At 63.8% G+C, this 15642-nt stretch carries 19 protein-coding genes and 1 tRNA gene; 8 read left to right on the top strand and 12 right to left on the bottom strand.

The annotated features are described in order from the left end of the window. The first annotated feature begins 69 nt into the window (after positions 1-69). On the top strand, positions 70-678 hold the full coding sequence (locus L6637_RS21150; RefSeq protein WP_237861026.1) for a 2-hydroxychromene-2-carboxylate isomerase: 609 nt from the start codon (positions 70-72) through the stop codon (positions 676-678). 89 nt (positions 679-767) lie between these two features. After that, positions 768-1691 carry a 2-dehydropantoate 2-reductase gene (gene panE / locus L6637_RS21145; RefSeq protein ID WP_237861024.1) on the top strand — a complete coding sequence of 308 codons (924 nt, stop codon included), beginning with the start codon at positions 768-770 and terminating at the stop codon, positions 1689-1691. Between the two features lie 6 nt (positions 1692-1697). On the opposite strand, the gene L6637_RS21140 is transcribed toward panE, so the two are convergent. The 4 genes from L6637_RS21140 to L6637_RS21125 form a co-directional block, all read right to left on the bottom strand. Then, entirely contained in the window at positions 1698-2291 is a 594-nt protein-coding gene (locus tag L6637_RS21140; protein ID WP_237861023.1) for a c-type cytochrome, read from the bottom strand. A 215-nt stretch (positions 2292-2506) separates the two neighbouring features. After that, on the bottom strand, positions 2507-3784 hold the full coding sequence (locus L6637_RS21135; RefSeq protein ID WP_237861021.1) for a PQQ-dependent sugar dehydrogenase: 1278 nt from the start codon (positions 3782-3784) through the stop codon (positions 2507-2509). 383 nt (positions 3785-4167) lie between these two features. Continuing rightward, positions 4168-5154: an NAD-dependent epimerase/dehydratase family protein gene (locus L6637_RS21130; protein ID WP_237861018.1), complete on the bottom strand. Its 987-nt coding sequence runs from the start codon at positions 5152-5154 to the stop codon at positions 4168-4170. A gap of 76 nt (positions 5155-5230) precedes the next feature. Beyond that, positions 5231-5305: transfer RNA gene (locus tag L6637_RS21125), tRNA-Gly, on the bottom strand. A 274-nt stretch (positions 5306-5579) separates the two neighbouring features. Here L6637_RS21125 and trxA point away from each other — a divergent pair. Both trxA and L6637_RS21115 read left to right on the top strand, forming a co-directional pair. Beyond that, complete coding sequence (trxA, locus tag L6637_RS21120) at positions 5580-6500, top strand: thioredoxin (protein WP_237861016.1); 921 nt, start codon at positions 5580-5582, stop codon at positions 6498-6500. 31 nt (positions 6501-6531) lie between these two features. Continuing rightward, positions 6532-7209, top strand: coding sequence for an LON peptidase substrate-binding domain-containing protein (locus L6637_RS21115; protein ID WP_237861014.1), 678 nt, complete (start codon positions 6532-6534; stop codon positions 7207-7209). A 20-nt stretch (positions 7210-7229) separates the two neighbouring features. Here the strand turns inward: L6637_RS21115 and L6637_RS21110 are convergent, their stop codons facing one another. The 6 genes from L6637_RS21110 to L6637_RS21085 form a co-directional block, all read right to left on the bottom strand. Further along, a complete protein-coding gene (locus L6637_RS21110; RefSeq protein ID WP_237860996.1) occupies positions 7230-7874 on the bottom strand; it encodes a cytochrome b/b6 domain-containing protein in 645 nt (214 codons plus the stop codon). A gap of 40 nt (positions 7875-7914) precedes the next feature. Then, positions 7915-8193 carry a PepSY domain-containing protein gene (locus L6637_RS21105; protein WP_237860992.1) on the bottom strand — a complete coding sequence of 93 codons (279 nt, stop codon included), beginning with the start codon at positions 8191-8193 and terminating at the stop codon, positions 7915-7917. A 206-nt stretch (positions 8194-8399) separates the two neighbouring features. Next, a complete protein-coding gene (locus L6637_RS21100) occupies positions 8400-9212 on the bottom strand; it encodes an SDR family oxidoreductase (RefSeq protein WP_237860990.1) in 813 nt (270 codons plus the stop codon). A gap of 3 nt (positions 9213-9215) precedes the next feature. Then, a complete protein-coding gene (locus tag L6637_RS21095) occupies positions 9216-9704 on the bottom strand; it encodes a PaaI family thioesterase (protein ID WP_237860989.1) in 489 nt (162 codons plus the stop codon). After that, the gene (locus tag L6637_RS21090; protein WP_237860987.1) at positions 9701-10504 is read right to left on the bottom strand and encodes a crotonase/enoyl-CoA hydratase family protein; all 804 of its coding nucleotides are present in this window, start codon (positions 10502-10504) and stop codon (positions 9701-9703) included. The genes L6637_RS21095 and L6637_RS21090 overlap by 4 nt, the downstream gene beginning before the upstream one ends. Before the next feature lie 41 nt (positions 10505-10545). After that, positions 10546-10896, bottom strand: a complete 351-nt coding sequence (locus tag L6637_RS21085) for a hypothetical protein (RefSeq protein WP_237860985.1) — start codon at positions 10894-10896, stop codon at positions 10546-10548. Between the two features lie 90 nt (positions 10897-10986). Here L6637_RS21085 and L6637_RS21080 point away from each other — a divergent pair, with 90 nt between their 5' ends. Both L6637_RS21080 and L6637_RS21075 read left to right on the top strand, forming a co-directional pair. Continuing rightward, positions 10987-11517, top strand: coding sequence for a TetR/AcrR family transcriptional regulator (locus L6637_RS21080; protein ID WP_237860983.1), 531 nt, complete (start codon positions 10987-10989; stop codon positions 11515-11517). A 57-nt stretch (positions 11518-11574) separates the two neighbouring features. Next, positions 11575-11772: a Trm112 family protein gene (locus L6637_RS21075; RefSeq protein WP_092232493.1), complete on the top strand. Its 198-nt coding sequence runs from the start codon at positions 11575-11577 to the stop codon at positions 11770-11772. A 79-nt stretch (positions 11773-11851) separates the two neighbouring features. On the opposite strand, the gene L6637_RS21070 is transcribed toward L6637_RS21075, so the two are convergent. After that, positions 11852-13072: a ubiquinone biosynthesis hydroxylase gene (locus L6637_RS21070; RefSeq protein ID WP_237860981.1), complete on the bottom strand. Its 1221-nt coding sequence runs from the start codon at positions 13070-13072 to the stop codon at positions 11852-11854. Between the two features lie 154 nt (positions 13073-13226). Between L6637_RS21070 and tesB the strand changes: the two genes are divergently transcribed. Continuing rightward, positions 13227-14090 carry an acyl-CoA thioesterase II gene (gene tesB / locus L6637_RS21065; RefSeq protein WP_237860979.1) on the top strand — a complete coding sequence of 288 codons (864 nt, stop codon included), beginning with the start codon at positions 13227-13229 and terminating at the stop codon, positions 14088-14090. Between the two features lie 45 nt (positions 14091-14135). Here tesB and L6637_RS21060 read toward each other — a convergent pair whose 3' ends face one another. After that, positions 14136-15026: a DUF4339 domain-containing protein gene (locus L6637_RS21060; RefSeq protein WP_237860978.1), complete on the bottom strand. Its 891-nt coding sequence runs from the start codon at positions 15024-15026 to the stop codon at positions 14136-14138. 245 nt (positions 15027-15271) lie between these two features. Between L6637_RS21060 and L6637_RS21055 the strand changes: the two genes are divergently transcribed. Further along, positions 15272-15610: a P-II family nitrogen regulator gene (locus L6637_RS21055; protein ID WP_028176997.1), complete on the top strand. Its 339-nt coding sequence runs from the start codon at positions 15272-15274 to the stop codon at positions 15608-15610. Positions 15611-15642 lie beyond the last annotated feature (32 nt).

Here is a 15642-nt window from a genome sequence, read left to right as displayed (position 1 = left end):
CATTAAACGGTGGACCTGTGGCGCACCCTGCGCCACAATGGGCCAAAAGTGACGTCAGGGAGAACGAATTTGACCCGCACAGCTCCGCAATTCCTGTTCGATTTCGGCAGCCCGAACGCCTATCTCAGCCATCTCGCGATCCCGGCGATCGAACAGCGGATCGGCGTCAAATTCGAATATGTGCCGATCCTGCTCGGCGGCATCTTCAAGTCGACCAACAACAAGTCGCCTGCCGAGACGCTGGCCGGCATCAAGAACAAGCGCGAATTCCAGCAGGTCGAGACCGAACGCTTCCTCAAGCGCTTCAAGATTCAGCCCTATGTCTGGAATCCACACTTTCCCGTCAACACGCTGAACCTGATGCGCACTGCGATCGCGGCGCAGCTCGAGGGCGTGTTCGAAAAATATGTCGATGCCGCCTTCCACCACATGTGGCGCGAGCCGAAGAAGATGGATGACCCCGAAACCGCGGCGAAGGCGCTGGCGTCTTCAGGCCTTGATGCCCAAAAGCTGTTCGCACGCGCCCAGGAGCCCGAGGTGAAGGGCAAGCTGATCAAGAACACGGAGGAGGCGGTTGCCCGCGGCGCCTTCGGCTCGCCGACCTTTTTCGTCGGCAATGAGATGTTCTTCGGCAAGGAACAGCTGCGCGAGGTCGAGGAGATGGTGCTTGGGATGTGATCCGGCATCCTCCAGAAACCGGGTGGTCTCCTTGAGGTCGTTCTGGCATGCTCCGGGACAACGGAAGAAACAACAATAAGGACTTTCCCATGCGTATCCTCGTGGTCGGCGCCGGCGCCATCGGAGGCTATTTTGGTGGCAGGCTGTTGCAGGCCGGCCGCGACGTCACCTTCCTGGTCCGCGCCAAGCGCGCCAGCGAGCTTGCGAGCGCGGGCCTCGTCATCAGGAGTCCGAATGGCGATGTGACATTGAAGAATCCGCCGACCGTTCAGGCCGACGCCATCAGGGACAAGTTCGATGTCGTGCTGCTCAGCTGCAAGGCGTTCGATCTCGACGATGCCATCAAGTCGTTTGCACCGGCGGTCGGGCCTGACACCGCGATCATCCCGATGCTCAACGGCATGAAACATCTCGACACGCTCGATGCCGTCTTCGGCAAGGAGCGCGTGCTCGGCGGTCTCTGTGCCATCGCCGCAACCTTGAACGAGAAGCGCGAAGTGGTGCAGCTCCAGCCAATGCAGTCGATCAATTACGGTGAGCGAGACGGCACGATGTCGGATCGCGTCAAGGCGATCGACGAAGCCTTCAAGAGCGGCATCAAGGGTGCCACGGCCAGCCAGAACATCATGCAGGACATGTGGGAGAAGTGGGTGTTCCTGTCTTCGCTCGCGGCTTCCACCAGCCTGATGCGCACGTCCGTCGGCAACATTCTCGCCGCGCCCGGCGGCCGCGACTTTCTGCTCGGCATGCTCGACGAGACCAGCGCGATCGCGACTGCATCCGGCTATCCGCCGGGCGGTCCGTTCTTCGATCGCGTGAAGGGCAACCTGACCACCGAGGGCTCGCCGATGACGGCCTCGATGTTCCGCGACATCAACGCGGGTTTGCCTGTCGAAGCCGATCACGTGATCGGCGACCTCATCGCGCGCGCCGACGCGGCCAAGGTGCCGGTGCCGAAGCTGCGCATCGCGTATACGCATCTGAAGGCGTATGAGAAGCAGCGGGCGGGGTAGGTAGCGCTATTTGAAATACGCCAGATAGTGCGCCACCGCCGTGATTTCCTCATCGCTCATGTGATAGGCGACGTCAGCCATCGCGGCGACGCCGCCGCCGACGCGCTGGCCCGCTTTGTAGTCGTGCAGCGCCTTGACCAGATATTCCTCGCGCTGACCTGCGAGCCGCGCGACGGCCTTGGTGCCGGTAAAGCTATCGGTGTGACATGAGGCGCAGCGGCGGCCGACGGCAACCTGCGCGCCTTTCTTCGACAGATCCGGATCCCCGTCCTCGGCGGGCTTCGGCGGCGTCATCGCCGCGAAATAGGCGCCGAGACTGCGGACGTCCTCATTGGTGATCTCTTCGGCGATCGGCTGCATCTGCTCGTTCTTGCGCGAGCCGGCGCGGAAGAACACGAGCTGCCATTGCAGGAACTGATCGGGCTGGCCGGCCAGCGAGGGGATGTTCTCGGTCTGCGAGATGCCGTTCTCGCCGTGACAGCCGGAGCAGACGGCAGCCTTCTCCTGGACGGCGGCGTTGTCGGCGGCGCTGGCGGAGAGCGCGCCGAGCGCGAGGAGCGCAGCCGCGCTGATTGCGTGCGAGATGAACTGCCGGCGCATGGTGGGAATTCCGATCTATCGAACTCGTCATTCGGGGGCGTGCGGAGCACGAGCTATGATGCGCAATTGCGCATCTGAGAATCCATAACCACGGGTCGGGGTGATGGGTTCCGGACTTGCGCGCAAGAGGCGCACAATCCGGAACGACATTGACGCTTGCAAATGAAAGAGGCTGCGGTGCCTCTCGGCCACCGCAGCCTCCTGGTCAGATCGCGCTACTTCTTGCTGTAGCTGATGCGGTAGATCGCGCCGGCCCAGTCGTCGGCGACGAGGATCGAGCCGTCCTTGGCGAGAACGATGTCATCGGGACGGCCGAGATAGCCCTGGTCACCCTCGATCCAGCCGGAGGCGAACACCTCCTGCTTGGGGTTCTTGCCGTCGGGCCCGACGATCACGCGCATGATGCGGCCGCCCTGGTACTTGTGACGATTCCAGGAGCCGTGCTCGGCGATCAGGATGTTGTTCTTGTACTCGGCGGGGAACTGGTCGCCGGTATAGAACTTCATGCCGAGCGGAGCGACATGCGCGCCGAGGTTCAGCACGGGCGGCGTGAACTCGGAGCATTTGTGGCCCATTGCGAACTTCGGATCGGGAAGATCGCCCTGGTGGCAGTAGGGATAGCCGAAATGCTCGCCGAGCTTGCTGATCATGTTCAGCTTGTCTGAGGGCAGGTCATCGCTGACCCAATCGCGAGCGTTCTCGGTGAACCAGTACTTGCCGGTGCGCGGATCGACGTCGCCACCGACCGAGTTGCGAACGCCGAGCGCATAGACTTCGGCGTTGCCGGTCTTGGGATCGACGCGCCGGATCTGCGAAACGCTGGTCGGGGGAATGCCGACGTTGAAGGGCGGTCCGAACGGAATGTAGAACCAGCCGTCCTTGTCGGCGGCGAGATATTTCCAACCATGCGCGGCGTAGGACGGCATGTCGTCATAGACGACCTTGCCCTCACCGGGATTGTCGAGCTTGTTTTCGATGTCGTCGTAGCGGATCAGCTTGTCGACCGCGATGACGTAGAGCGCGCCATCCTTCACAGCCAGACCCGTGGGCATGTTCAGCCCCTTGAGAATGGTCTTGACCTCTTTCTTCCCGCCATTGTCCTTGATGGCATAGACGTTGCCGAGGCCGAACGAGCCGACGAACAGCGTACCCTTGTCACCCCAGGCCATCTGCCGCGCGGCCAGCACGCCTGAGGCGTAGACCTCCATCTTGAAGCCCGGCGGCAGCTTCACCTTCTTGATGATGTTGGCGAGCTCGGCATCGGAGGCGCCGGTCGGCGGACCCGAGGGCGGCGCGAGGCCCTTCTGCGCTTCGGTCTCATCGCCAAGGAACCAGTCATCCGGCGGATGTGTCCAGAATTCCTTGGTGCCGGATTCGTACTTCTTCAACGCACGGTTCTTGTCCTGCTGTTGTTGTGCACTGACAACGCTGGTCCCGGCAAGAAGGGCAACCGCTGCAAGCGCCAACACGGATCGATGGATGATCGATTTCATCGCGTCACTCCCCTAAGGCAGCCGTCGGGGCTGCACGTTCTTTGTTTTGCTGTGTGAGTAGGCGAAGTTCGAAGTCTGCCCGAGAGGCAGACGCAAAAAGGTTAGCACATCTGCGGGCGGTGAGAAGCGCGTCGCGTGCGCGGCAGTTGCGCTCAATCAAAATTGAGACGGATCATCTCACATCGTCGCAAGCGGCGACGACAACGTTCTCGCTGCAACGCGGAATCGGGATGGCGCCGCCTCATTTACGAGCAGCAGGAGGAAGCCGGCCGATACAAGAGCGTGAAAACAACCCCATGCACAGTAGAACGGCGAGGTGCGGATCGCGCGCGGCGGCACCGGCCACACGTTTGAAAGATCGTGCAATTTGACAAAAGGGGTAACTAAGGGGTGACCGGGTACGGCCCGTCGTCAAACGGTGTGTCGTGATAGCCCTTCGACCCCACCTCGCGCGCCAGGGCACTGCGGAAATCCGAGCCAGCGCCAAGGCTGCGCAGCACATGGGCGAAATCGAACTCGGGATGCCATCCGAGCTCGCGCCGTGCGCGCTCGTTGACATAGACGCGGTCGATCTCGGGGAAGAGCCGCCAACCGCGCGCGGCATAGAGGTCGGCGCATTCAGGGTAGAGCTCGCGCACGATACCGGCAGCATTGCGGGCGAGCGCGGCGAGGTGATGCTGCGCGAACGGGCTGGTCGCGGATACGATGTAACGGCCGAAGCCAATCTCGGGCGCGCGCGCGACGGCGAGCAGATGGGCGCTGACCGCGTCCGCTATATCAAGCCGTCGATGGAGCAGCTCGTTGGCTTGCGCGTTGTCCAGCGCGTAGGCCGACCGCATGGCGGGATCGTCATCATCCTCCGGAAAGAACCGCGAGGTCCGCAAGATGACGACCGGCACGCCCCGCTCGCGAAAGAACAGCTCGCACAGATTCTCCGCCATCAGCTTTGTGGTGCCGTAGATGTTCTTGGGCACCGACGCCAGCTCTTCGGTCACCCACACTGCCGCCTGTCCCGCCTCGGGCCGGAGCTGCGCGCCGAACGCGCTGGTGGTGCTGGTGAAGACAAAACTGTTCACGCCGGCAGCCAGCGCCGCCTCGAGCAGATTGAGCGTCCCGGTGACGTTGGTGTCGACAAACGCCTGCTTGCTGTGGGTCGCCACATGCGGCTTGTGCAGCGTCGCGGTGTGGATCACGGCCGTGACACCGTCCATCTGCGCCCGGACGAAGGTGGGATCAACGATCGAGCCCACGGCATCGGTGAAGGGCGACGGCTTCAGATCGAGCCCGCGCGCAGGCGACCCGCGACGCCGGAGCGTCCGGAGAATGGCTTCGCCGAGGTGGCCGGCACTGCCGCTGACAAGGATCGTCATTTGAGCCCCAAGCCAGCCGTCAGCGGTGTGGAAATCCACGGCTCGACCTGATCTGGCTGGATGCTCTGGGAAAAATTGGAGCGGGCGAAGGGGCTCGAACCCTCGACCCCGACCTTGGCAAGGTCGTGCTCTACCACTGAGCTACACCCGCATCCTGTGTCGGTCGCGTGACGCGCCGGCAACGGCTGTCGTATGCCAAAAGCGGGAGGCGAATGCAACAGCTACCGGCAGCATAGATGCGCATTCAGAGCCCCAATATGAGCCCTCAAACCGCCGAATCGACCGAAAATGGCCCGGAACTGACGAATCGGCTGCGACGGATTGAAATTCGGCCGCCCCGGCCCAATTTTAGGGCCTGAAACGAAGCACATGTGGCGGCGACGTGCTAAAGAGCCGCCATTCCAGACATCTGACGAGGGGATCCCGTGACGATCATCGACCAGGGTAACGGAGCGGGCCCGGCTGCGGCCGATCTGATCAAGGACACCACCACCCAGACCTTCGTGAAGGACGTCATCGAGGAATCGAAGCGCCAGCCGGTGCTGATCGACTTCTGGGCGGAGTGGTGCGGTCCCTGCAAGCAGCTCACCCCCGTGCTGGAAAAGGCCGTCAAGGCGGCCAAGGGCAAGGTCAAGCTGGTCAAGATGAACATCGACCAGCATCCGGCGATCCCCGGCCAGATGGGCATCCAGTCGATCCCGGCCGTGATCGCCTTCATCAACGGCCAGCCCGCCGACGGCTTCATGGGCGCGGTGCCCGAGAGCCAGGTCAACGCCTTCATCGAGAAGCTGACCAAGGGCGTGACTGCGCCGGGCGAGCCCAACATCGCCGAGATCCTGCAGGAGGCCGAGGCCGTGCTCGCCGAGGGCGACACTGCTGCGGCCGCGCAGATCTATGCCGAAGTGCTGCAGTATGATTCGACCAATATCCCCGCACTTGCCGGCCTCGCCAAGTGCTACGCCGCGTCGGGTGCGATGGAGCAGGCCAAGCAGACGCTGGCCATGGTGCCGGAGTCCAAGCGCAACGACCCGGCCGTGAAGGCGGTGCAGACCGCGATCGATCTCGCCGAGCAGGCAGAGCAGCTCGGGCCGATCGCTGAATTGGAACAGAAAGTCGCCGCAAACCCGCTCGATCATCAGGCCCGCTTCGACCTTGCCACCGCGCTGAATGCGAAGGGCGACCGGGCAGCCGCGACCGAGCAGCTGCTCGCGATCGTCAGGCGCGATCGCAAATGGAACGACGACGGCGCCCGCAAGCAGCTGGTGCAGTTCTTCGAAGCCTGGGGCGGTGCGGACGATGCAACCGTCGAGGGACGCAAGCGCTTGTCGACGATCCTGTTTTCGTAAGCGCAGGTCGCAAAATCGCCGCGGGGAGCAGATGCCGATCAACATCGAATATCGCGGCCCAGCGGACCTCCCCGAAATCATTCCGGTGTTTCCGCTGCCGGGTGCGCTGCTGCTGCCGCGCGGCCAGATGCCGCTCAACATCTTCGAGCCGCGCTATCTGGCGATGGTCGACGACAGTTTTCGCGATGGCCATCGCCTGATCGGCATGATCCAGCCTGACGTGGCGCATTCGCCGAAAAATTCCGACAAGCCGGCGCTGTTCCGTGTCGGCTGCGTCGGCCGCATCACCCAGCTCGCCGAATCCGGCGACGGCCGCTACATCCTCGAGCTGACCGGCGTTGCCCGCTTCAGGGTGCTCGAGGAGCTCGATGTGCTGACCGCCTACCGGCAGTGCAAGGTCGATTTCTTCGCCTTCGCCGACGATTTCAAGGCGCGCCTCGGGGAGGAGGCGGTCAACCGCGAGGCGCTGCTGGTGGCGCTGGCGGATTTTCTGAAGGCCAACAATCTCAAGGTCGACTGGGAAGGCGTCGAGAGCGCGCCCAACGAGGCGCTGGTCAATGCGCTGGCGATGATGTCGCCCTATGGCCCCGCCGAGAAGCAGGCGATGCTGGAAGCGCCCGACCTGAAGACCCGCGCCGAGATCCTGATCGCGGTCACCGAGATGGACCTCGCCAAGAAGCGCACCAGCGGCGATCCGCCGTTGCAGTGAGGGGGCGCGAAGCCCTCCGATCAGTCGGTCGACGTCAGGTAAAAGCCCGAGCCATCGCCGCGTTGTTCACCTCTCCCTTCGGGAGAGGTGTGAGACCGGATGCGCTTGCGGCCGGTGATCATGGCGCGGATCAGGTTCTCGCGCTGAAGCCAGCCCATTCCGATCACACCCGCGACGTGCAGCACGACCAGGATCATGACAGCGTCCGATGCGACGGCATGCGTATCCTCGATCCACCACACACCGAAGAAGGTGACGGTTACCGACAGCGCACCCGTGATCGCCGAGACGGCGAGCGACAGCAGCAGCGCCACCAGCATCAACGTGCCGGCAGGATTGAGCCCGATATAGCGGCCGGTGATGCCGCGGCGGAGATTCCAGAGGTAGGAGGGCGCCACACGCAGCCTGACGCCGATCATGCGAAAGCGCGAATAGCGGCTGCCCCGGAAGCCCCAGACCAGGCGGAAGACAAGAAGCGCGATCACCGCATAGCCGACGATGCGGTGAAGCCTGTCGTAAACGGTGGGGGTGAACCACGCGGCCAGGACGCACGCCGCGAGGACCCAGTGCCAGAGCCGCAGCGGAAGATCCCAGACCGCGACCGTCCGATCAACGGGGCGTCCGACGGATACCCCGCGCGCGTCTGATACCGCGTTGCCGCTCAAGCCGGGACCACTTTCAAGGCAAAAGCCCTACTTGGCAAATTTATTTGGCGATCGTGTGCTTCAGGCTGAGATCTTCCGGGCTGTAGAACAGCTCGTAGAGCTTGCCTTCCTTGACGCCGTAAACCTCATAGCACGAGCCTTCGATCTTGGAGCGGCGCACCTCATAGCCTGCCGCCTTGGCCTTGGCTTCGGCATCGCCCGCCGGCTTCCACGAGGCCTTGTCGAGCTTGGTGCAATCCTTGAAACCATCGGCCATTGCCGTCGACCCCATGCCGATCCCGACCGTCATTGCGATGGCAAGAACACGAATCACTCTCACTGATATCTCTCCTCTGTCGTGCGCGCGAAGCGCGGGCCGAAGGAAGCCAAGGGCGAGGTGAAGTCAATCGTGGTTCGGATCAGCGTGGCGTTAGAGATATTCTAGCCGCCGCCAAAACATCAGCGCGCTCCGTGCGCAACGCATGTTTGGCGGCGCGCTGCGGCCTTAAGCCTCACGGCCGGATTCGTCCACGAGCGTCGCGAATGCTACGCCACCTGGCGTGTGACGGAATACCGGCGTTGCAGCCAATCCGCCCAGGCTAGACGTCCACGCACGCCGCGGCTGACGACAAAGCCCATGCCGCGCGCCTTGGCCTCCGACATCGCTATCGGAAGGATCTTTCGATGCAGCCCTCGCGCATCCCGATACTGGCCGGCAAGCGCGGCAATGCTGATGTCTTGGGGACCGCCAATCTCGGCGCGCTCGCCAAAGATCCCGTCAAAGGCGCAGGCCACGATGTGATCGGCGACATCGCTGGTATCGACGGGATTGAAGGACGTCGTCGGCATCGGCCACAGCGGAAGCCAGGCCAAGCCCGCAAGGATCTTGTCGAGCAGATAATAGAACGGCATCGCGCGAACGACGGACCAGGACAGTGCGGAGGCGCGAACCAGCCTTTCCCCGGCGAGCTTGACCCGCGCATAAGGCAATGTCGCGTCATCGAGACCGACGATCGACACATGCAGAAAGTGCCGGACGGATTCCTGCTCGCAGAGCGACAGCAGACGTTCCGTTCCCTCGACGTCCACCGCCGAAGGCGACCTGAGGAAATCGACCGGCCGAACGCCGCCGCGCCGCGCGATCGGCGAATATGTCGCCGCGTTGATGACCGTGTCGACATCGTGCAAGGCCTCCTGCAAGCCGGCGCCTGTGGCGAGATCGCCGACGGCCCATTCGACATCCGCGCGCGTGCCCCGAGATCTCGCAAGCAACCGGACGTGATGGCCGTCGCCGACGAGACGATCGACGATGTCGCGGCCGAGATGGCCGGTGCCTCCGGTGACGAGCGTCAACGCCATGCTTCAGCTCCCGTCGGCCTTGCTCGATGGTCCGCCGGTAGGAACGAGCACGGTTTCTCCGGTTGCGACGAGGGACAGTTGGTCCTGCTCATCGGCGGCCAACAACTCGGCACGTGCGAACACCTGCCGGCGCCCGGCGCGCACTGTTGTCCCCTTGGCGATGAAATGACGGCCGATCGCCGGCCTGAGACAGTTCATCGCAAAATGCGATGCAGTAACCGAGCCGACCAGCGTCGCGGCGGCAAAGCCGCAGGCGGTGTCGAGAAGGGCTGCGATGATGCCGGCGTGGAGGTGTCCGGAATATTGGGCGAAATCGTCGCGCCATGTCATTCGGATCGTTACCTCGCCATGACCGGCCGCAGCGACATCAAACTCCGCCATGCGATTGAAGGCGGCAGACGAATTGACTGCCCGGAGAGCCTGGAGATCAAAGCCTTGGACGCCGAAGCCTTGGACGCTGAAGCCTTGGACGCTGTAGCTTTGGGCGCTCATGCCTGGCTCCATCGCGGTGTGCGGTTTTCGAGATTGCTGCTCACGGCCTCGATATGATTGGGGGTGCCAAGCAGTGCGGCCTGCTCGGCGGTCTCGGCGGCAAGACCCGTGGCGACGTCAGAGGTCGCGGCGAGATTGAGCAGACGCTTGCCGGCACGAACTGCATCCGGGCTGCGGGTGGCGATCTGGTGGGCGATCGATTGCGCCGCCGCCAGTGGATCGTCGGCCAATCCCGTCGCGAAGCCATAGGCCAGCGCTTCGCTGGCCGAGAACACGCGGCCGGTATAGGTCAGCTCGCGCACGACGTCCTCGCGTGCAAGATGGCGCATCAATAACGTGCCGGCCATGTCGGGCACCAAACCCCATTTGGCCTCGATGACGCCAAGCTTCGTCGCCGGCGCCAGATAGCGAAGGTCCGCGCCAAGCGCGAGCTGGAAGCCTCCACCGAAGGCGACGCCATGGACTGCGGCGATGACGGGCACCGGCAACTCGCGCCAGAGCCAGACCAGGTGCTGCGCATAGTTTGCCATGTCATGGCTTCGCTGCATGAGGTCGACCGACGGAATCAGCGATTCGCCTCGGGTCGTCGCGAGAAGGCGATCCAGATCGAGGCCGGCGCAGAACGCCCGTCCTTCGCCGGAGAGGATGACGGCGCGAACATCCCTGCGCGCACCGAGTTTTGTGCCGGCGGCGATGAGCGCCTCGAACATGGCGGGGTCGAGGGCATTCATCTTGTCGGGGCGATTGAGACGGACATGGGCTACGCCGTCTGCGATGGTCAACCGAACACGATCTTCCATCGCGTCACTCCGCTTGAATGCGTGGCCTGTCGTTTCGACGATCAGTAACCGGCCGCTGCCATGACCACGACTGCAGTGAGCGCCATCCAGCCAAAGTGGCGACCACGCGTCGCCCATGCATTGGCGCAGGCGGACAATCCGAACACGCCGATCATGGTAAGCACGATCCAGCGGCGCGCCGAGGCCGAGTCCATCCAGGGCGTTGCAACCAGCAGCACACCGCAGCCGATCCAGGCCACGGTCGAAGCCTGCCAGACCAGGCGGATCAGGGTGCGGAGCCGCGGCGGCTCGATGGTGGCGCGAGGGAAAACCTTGGTCTCGCCGAGCAGGCCGTGGATGAGCGCCACGACGATGGCGCCAACACCGGCACACTGGAGCAACAGGTCACGCATCAAGGCCTCCATACATCTGTGTATGGTGAAATAGAGGCTGGCCTGCCGGCTGTCAATACACTAGTGTATGGTCCGAGAGCGGAACCCGACATGACCGAACAGCTCACCGCCGACGACTGGATCAGCCAGGGCATCAAGGCGCTGACCAAAAGCGGCTTTACCGCCCTGAAGGCCGATCCTTTGGCAAGGGCCATGGGCGTCTCGCGCGGCAGCTTCTATTGGCATTTTGCCGATCTCGGCGCGTTCCACGCCGCCGTGCTGAGGCGCTGGCGCGAGATCGCGGCCGAGGAGATCATCGCGCGCGTCGAGGCCGACAGCGACGAGCCGGTCAGAGCGCTGCTGCGCAGGACCTTTGGCGCCCGGCTCGATCTGGAGCGCGCGGTGCGCAACTGGGCCGCATTCGATCCGGCGGCGCAGGCGGCGGTCCGCGCCATCGACCGCCGCAGGCTCGATTATATCGAGGCACTGCTGGAGAAGCGGGGGCTCGACGCCGCAACGGCACAGGCGCGCGCGCAGATCCTGTACTGGACGTTTCTCGGCTTTGCGCTATCGGCCGCACCGGTGCCGACCGCACGGCTCCAGGGCCTGCTCGACGAGATCCAGCAGATGGTCTCGGGCTAGAGTTGATGGGCGACCGCGAATTTCTATGATAGAGGCAAACGAATGCCGGAGACTCCTATGAACGCGCCCACCGAACGCCCCGAAAACAGCGTCGATCCGAAACTGCTGGAGATCCTGGTCTGCCCGCTGACCAAGGGACCGCTGGAGTTCGACTCGGCCAAGCAGGAGCTGATCTCGCGGTCTGCAAAACTCGCTTATCCGATCCGGGACGGCATTCCGATCATGCTGCCGGAAGAGGCGAGGAAGATCGATTGAGGGTGGCTGTTGTTGCGCGATGACCGTGCGACACACCCCGTGTCGTCCCGGCGAACGGAGTTTGCAGCAGCGCCTTTCCCTACAACGCCTCGCCCTTTAGCAGCCGCGGGATCTCGCCGGTGAGGCCGGCCGCCTGGCGGATGAAGAGGTTCTTCAGCGGCGGGGTGCGGTCGACGATGCCGAGGCCGATGTCGCGGACGGTGCGCAGCAGGCTCGACTGGTTCGAGAACAGGAAGTTCAGCGAATTGGTGGCAACGCCCATCGCCATGGTGTCGAAGCGGCGCCAGCGCTGGTAGCGCTCGAGCACGTCGGCGCCGCCGAGATCCATGCCGAGCCGCGCGGCATCGACCACGACCTCGGCCAAGGCGGCGACATCCTTCAGCCCCATGTTGAGGCCTTGCCCCGCGATCGGGTGAATGACGTGCGCGGAATCGCCGACCAGCGCGAGGCGCTCGGCGACGAAGGAGCGCGCCACGAAATACGACAGCGGAAACGCGCGCGGCTTGTCGAGCGCCTTGATCTCGCCGAGATGCAAACCAAAGCGCTGCTCGAGCTCGGCGTGAAAGTCCTCGTCGCTGAGCGCAATGATGCGCGCGGCTTCAGTGCGGCGCTCGGTCCACACCAGCGACGAGCGCTTTCCGGTCAGCGGCAAAATCGCGAACGGCCCCGCGGGCAAGAAGTGCTCTTCGGCGCGGCCTTCGTGATCACGCTCGTGGCCGACGGTGACGACGATGCCGGACTGATCGTATTCCCAGCCATGGGTGGCGATGCCGGCGCGCTCGCGCAACTTCGACCGCGCGCCATCGGCAGCGACCAGCAGGCTCGCCGCAATGACGCTGCCATCGCCGAGCGTCACATCGATCCCCTCGGCACGCGCGTCGTAAGACGACACGGTGGTGGCACGCAGCTCGATGCCGGCAGCCTCGGCACGGACGACCAGCGCATCGATCAGGCGGCGGTTCTCGATCATATGCGCGAAGGGCTCGCCCGGTGCGACATCGCCGGCGAAATTCAGGAACGTCGGACGCGTGGCGTCCTCGAGCTTGGAATCCGTGACGACCATGTCGAGGATCGGCTGCGCCTCGGCCCTGACATCGTCCCAGGCGCCGAGCGCCTCGAACAGGCGTCGGCAGGCGGCTACGATCGCGGTCGCACGGGGATCGCGGCTCGGCCGCGAGCTGAGCGCGGGATCGGCGACGATGACGGGAATCTCGGGGCCGAGCCCCTGGCGCAGCGCCAGCGCGAGCGCCAGGCCCGCAAACGCGCCGCCACCGATGACAATGTGACCCTGTACCGACATACCAAAATTCCCGTCTAACTCTGGGTCTTGCTAGCAGACTTGAGCTGGGCGAAACAGTGCGGTGAAACAAGGGCGGAACGGCCCGCAAAAAACTGCCTGATGTGTCATTCCGGGGCGATTGTTCGCGCCGACGTGACGGCAAGAAAGCACCACCATGTCCAAAAGCCTGATCGACCTGATTTCGATCCTCGATCTCGAGCAGCTCGAGGTGAATTTGTTCCGCGGCAACAGCCCGAAGACGAGCTGGCAACGGGTGTTCGGCGGGCAGGTGATCGGGCAAGCGATGGTCGCGGCCTGCCGCACCGTCGAGGGCCGGCTGCCGCATTCGCTGCATTGCTATTTCATCCTGCCCGGCGATCCGCAGATCCCGATCATCTACCAGGTCGAACGCTTGCGCGACGGCAAGAGCTATTCGACGCGCCGGGTCACCGCGATCCAGCATGGCAATGCAATCTTCTCGATCATGGTGTCGTTCCATGCCGAGGAAGAGAGCGCCTTCGACCACCAGGACAAGATGCCTGACGTGCCGCCGCCGGACAAGCTGACCGCGGAGGAGGTGGCGAAGCAGCCGATGTTCCGCGAGATGCCTGAGTTCATCCGCCGCTACTACGAATCCGATCGGCCGATCGAGCTGCGCCCGGTCGAGCTCGGCCGCTATTTCGGCCAGAAGATCGAGGACGGCCGCATTCACGTCTGGATCAGGACCGCGGCGAAGCTGCCCGATGATCCGGCACTGCACATGTGCGCGCTGGCCTATGCCTCGGACTTCTCGCTGCTGGATGCGATCATGGCGCGCTATGGCCGCACGCTGTTCGACAAGCGCATGATGCCGGCGAGCCTCGACCACGCAATGTGGTTTCACCGCCCGTTCCGGGCCGACGAATGGCTGCTCTATTCGCAGGATTCGCCGAGCGCGCAGGGCGGCCGCGGCCTGACCCGCGGCTCGATCTTCAAGCCGGACGGGACGCTGATCGCCTCCGTCGCACAGGAAGGCTCCGTGCGCGAGCGGAGGAGCTGATATCCCAAGCGCGAGTTCATCGCGCTTGAGATGTTCTGATCGTGCTTACATCGCGCGGCGCGGCGCGAGCTCGGTCTGCGAAGCGAACCAGTTCATGATCCAGCGATAGACCCACGGGATCGGGATCAGGAAACTGCACAGGATCGCCGCCACGATTCCGCGCCAGAGGATTCCGAGCCCGGTGCCTCTGAAGATGATCTCGCGGCGCGTGCCCTCGATGTTGCGATAGATCCAGCGCAACTGGGCGGCGGCAACCCAGGCCCATCCGATGATGGTGATCATGGAGACCGCGAACAACAGGTTCCAGCCGATATAGCCCACGATCGAGCCGTTGAAGCTGAGGCCGAGCGGCTGCCCGTTGGAGGCGAGGTTGGCAATCATCCACTTGATCAGCATCCAGTAGAGGACGATCTCGACAATGAAGAGCGCAAGGTTCAGCACCTGGACGCCGGAGTAACCGACGACGACGGCCAGAACGATGAAGCCGAAGAACCAGGGCACCATCGTCATCGCATTGCCGGTGAAGGACAGGTTCGGCCGCCCGGGGACCTTGACACAGGACACGATCCATTTCGTGTACCAGACGAACACCCACGGCACCGGGATGACGAGGACCGAGAGGATCAGCATCACCAGCGTGCGCCAGGTGAAGTCGAGAATGCCGAAATCGACCGACAGCGATCCGCCGGCCGCGCTGCCGGCGCCGGTATAGGCGCCACCGCCCATCATCGGCGGGCTCCCGGCCGGAATGATCGGCGGCGCGCCGCCGCCCGAGATCAGTCCGGGAATTTCGGCGGCCTTCTGCCAGCCGGCCATGCCCTCGGACCACACCAGCGTGTCCCCGCGCACGACACCTTGCGCGATCAGGTCGCGGAATTGCCCGTCCGGATAAGGCCCCTGCTGCTTGCCCTCGGCTGCGTAGAACCAACTCGCCATGACGCGTCCCCCAAAATACTTATGTACCGCTCGGCCGTCGCGGGTTCACCGCATCCATGCCAAAAATGCATTGTGAGGGATGAACGGATGCCCTGTACAGAGGCGGCCGTTCACATGATCGCCCTTGGCCAAACGTTTTTCCGCTTCAATGTGCAAGTTTTTTGTGCCATTTGCCCGGAAAGATGCCAGATTGACGCAGCGCCGGGGACACACGGCGGGCGCATCCCCGGGGAACAGGCCTAATCATGAAACTCGTCGTCGCCATCATCAAACCCTTCAAGCTCGATGAAGTCCGTCAGGCCCTGACGGCGATCGGTGTCCACGGCATGACCGTGACCGAGGTGAAGGGCTACGGCCGCCAGAAGGGTCACACCGAGATCTATCGCGGTGCGGAATATGTCGTGAATTTCCTGCCCAAGCTGCGGATCGAGATCGCGGTGGCCTCCGACGTCGCCGACAAGGCGGTCAGCGTGATCACCGCGACCGCCCGCACCGGCCAGATCGGCGACGGCAAGATCTTCGTCACGCCGATCGACCACGCGCTACGCATCCGCACCGGCGAAACCGACAGCGACGCTCTCTAAACTCCACTTCGTAGATCGCACCGGGCAACGAC

The organism is Bradyrhizobium zhengyangense, assembly GCF_022012435.1.
Taxonomy (GTDB): Bacteria; Pseudomonadota; Alphaproteobacteria; order Rhizobiales; family Xanthobacteraceae; genus Bradyrhizobium; species Bradyrhizobium zhengyangense.
This window is presented reverse-complemented; position numbering and strand designations above follow the sequence as displayed.

Bases quoted from the DNA above. Each gene is read 5' to 3' on its own strand.
- L6637_RS21140 (WP_237861023.1), bottom strand. From the start codon at position 2,291: ATGCGCCGGCAGTTCATCTCGCACGCAATCAGCGCGGCTGCGCTCCTC.
- L6637_RS21085 (WP_237860985.1), bottom strand. From the start codon at position 10,896: ATGCGTGACCTGTTGCTCCAGTGTGCCGGTGTTGGCGCCATCGTCGTG.
- L6637_RS21100 (WP_237860990.1), bottom strand. From the start codon at position 9,212: ATGGCGTTGACGCTCGTCACCGGAGGCACCGGCCATCTCGGCCGCGAC.
- L6637_RS21090 (WP_237860987.1), bottom strand. From the start codon at position 10,504: ATGGAAGATCGTGTTCGGTTGACCATCGCAGACGGCGTAGCCCATGTC.
- L6637_RS21075 (WP_092232493.1), top strand. From the start codon at position 11,575: ATGAACGCGCCCACCGAACGCCCCGAAAACAGCGTCGATCCGAAACTG.
- L6637_RS21130 (WP_237861018.1), bottom strand. From the start codon at position 5,154: ATGACGATCCTTGTCAGCGGCAGTGCCGGCCACCTCGGCGAAGCCATT.
- L6637_RS21115 (WP_237861014.1), top strand. From the start codon at position 6,532: ATGCCGATCAACATCGAATATCGCGGCCCAGCGGACCTCCCCGAAATC.
- L6637_RS21080 (WP_237860983.1), top strand. From the start codon at position 10,987: ATGACCGAACAGCTCACCGCCGACGACTGGATCAGCCAGGGCATCAAG.
- panE (WP_237861024.1), top strand. From the start codon at position 768: ATGCGTATCCTCGTGGTCGGCGCCGGCGCCATCGGAGGCTATTTTGGT.
- L6637_RS21060 (WP_237860978.1), bottom strand. From the start codon at position 15,026: ATGGCGAGTTGGTTCTACGCAGCCGAGGGCAAGCAGCAGGGGCCTTAT.
- L6637_RS21135 (WP_237861021.1), bottom strand. From the start codon at position 3,784: ATGAAATCGATCATCCATCGATCCGTGTTGGCGCTTGCAGCGGTTGCC.
- L6637_RS21070 (WP_237860981.1), bottom strand. From the start codon at position 13,072: ATGTCGGTACAGGGTCACATTGTCATCGGTGGCGGCGCGTTTGCGGGC.
- L6637_RS21055 (WP_028176997.1), top strand. From the start codon at position 15,272: ATGAAACTCGTCGTCGCCATCATCAAACCCTTCAAGCTCGATGAAGTC.
- tesB (WP_237860979.1), top strand. From the start codon at position 13,227: ATGTCCAAAAGCCTGATCGACCTGATTTCGATCCTCGATCTCGAGCAG.
- L6637_RS21095 (WP_237860989.1), bottom strand. From the start codon at position 9,704: ATGAGCGCCCAAAGCTACAGCGTCCAAGGCTTCAGCGTCCAAGGCTTC.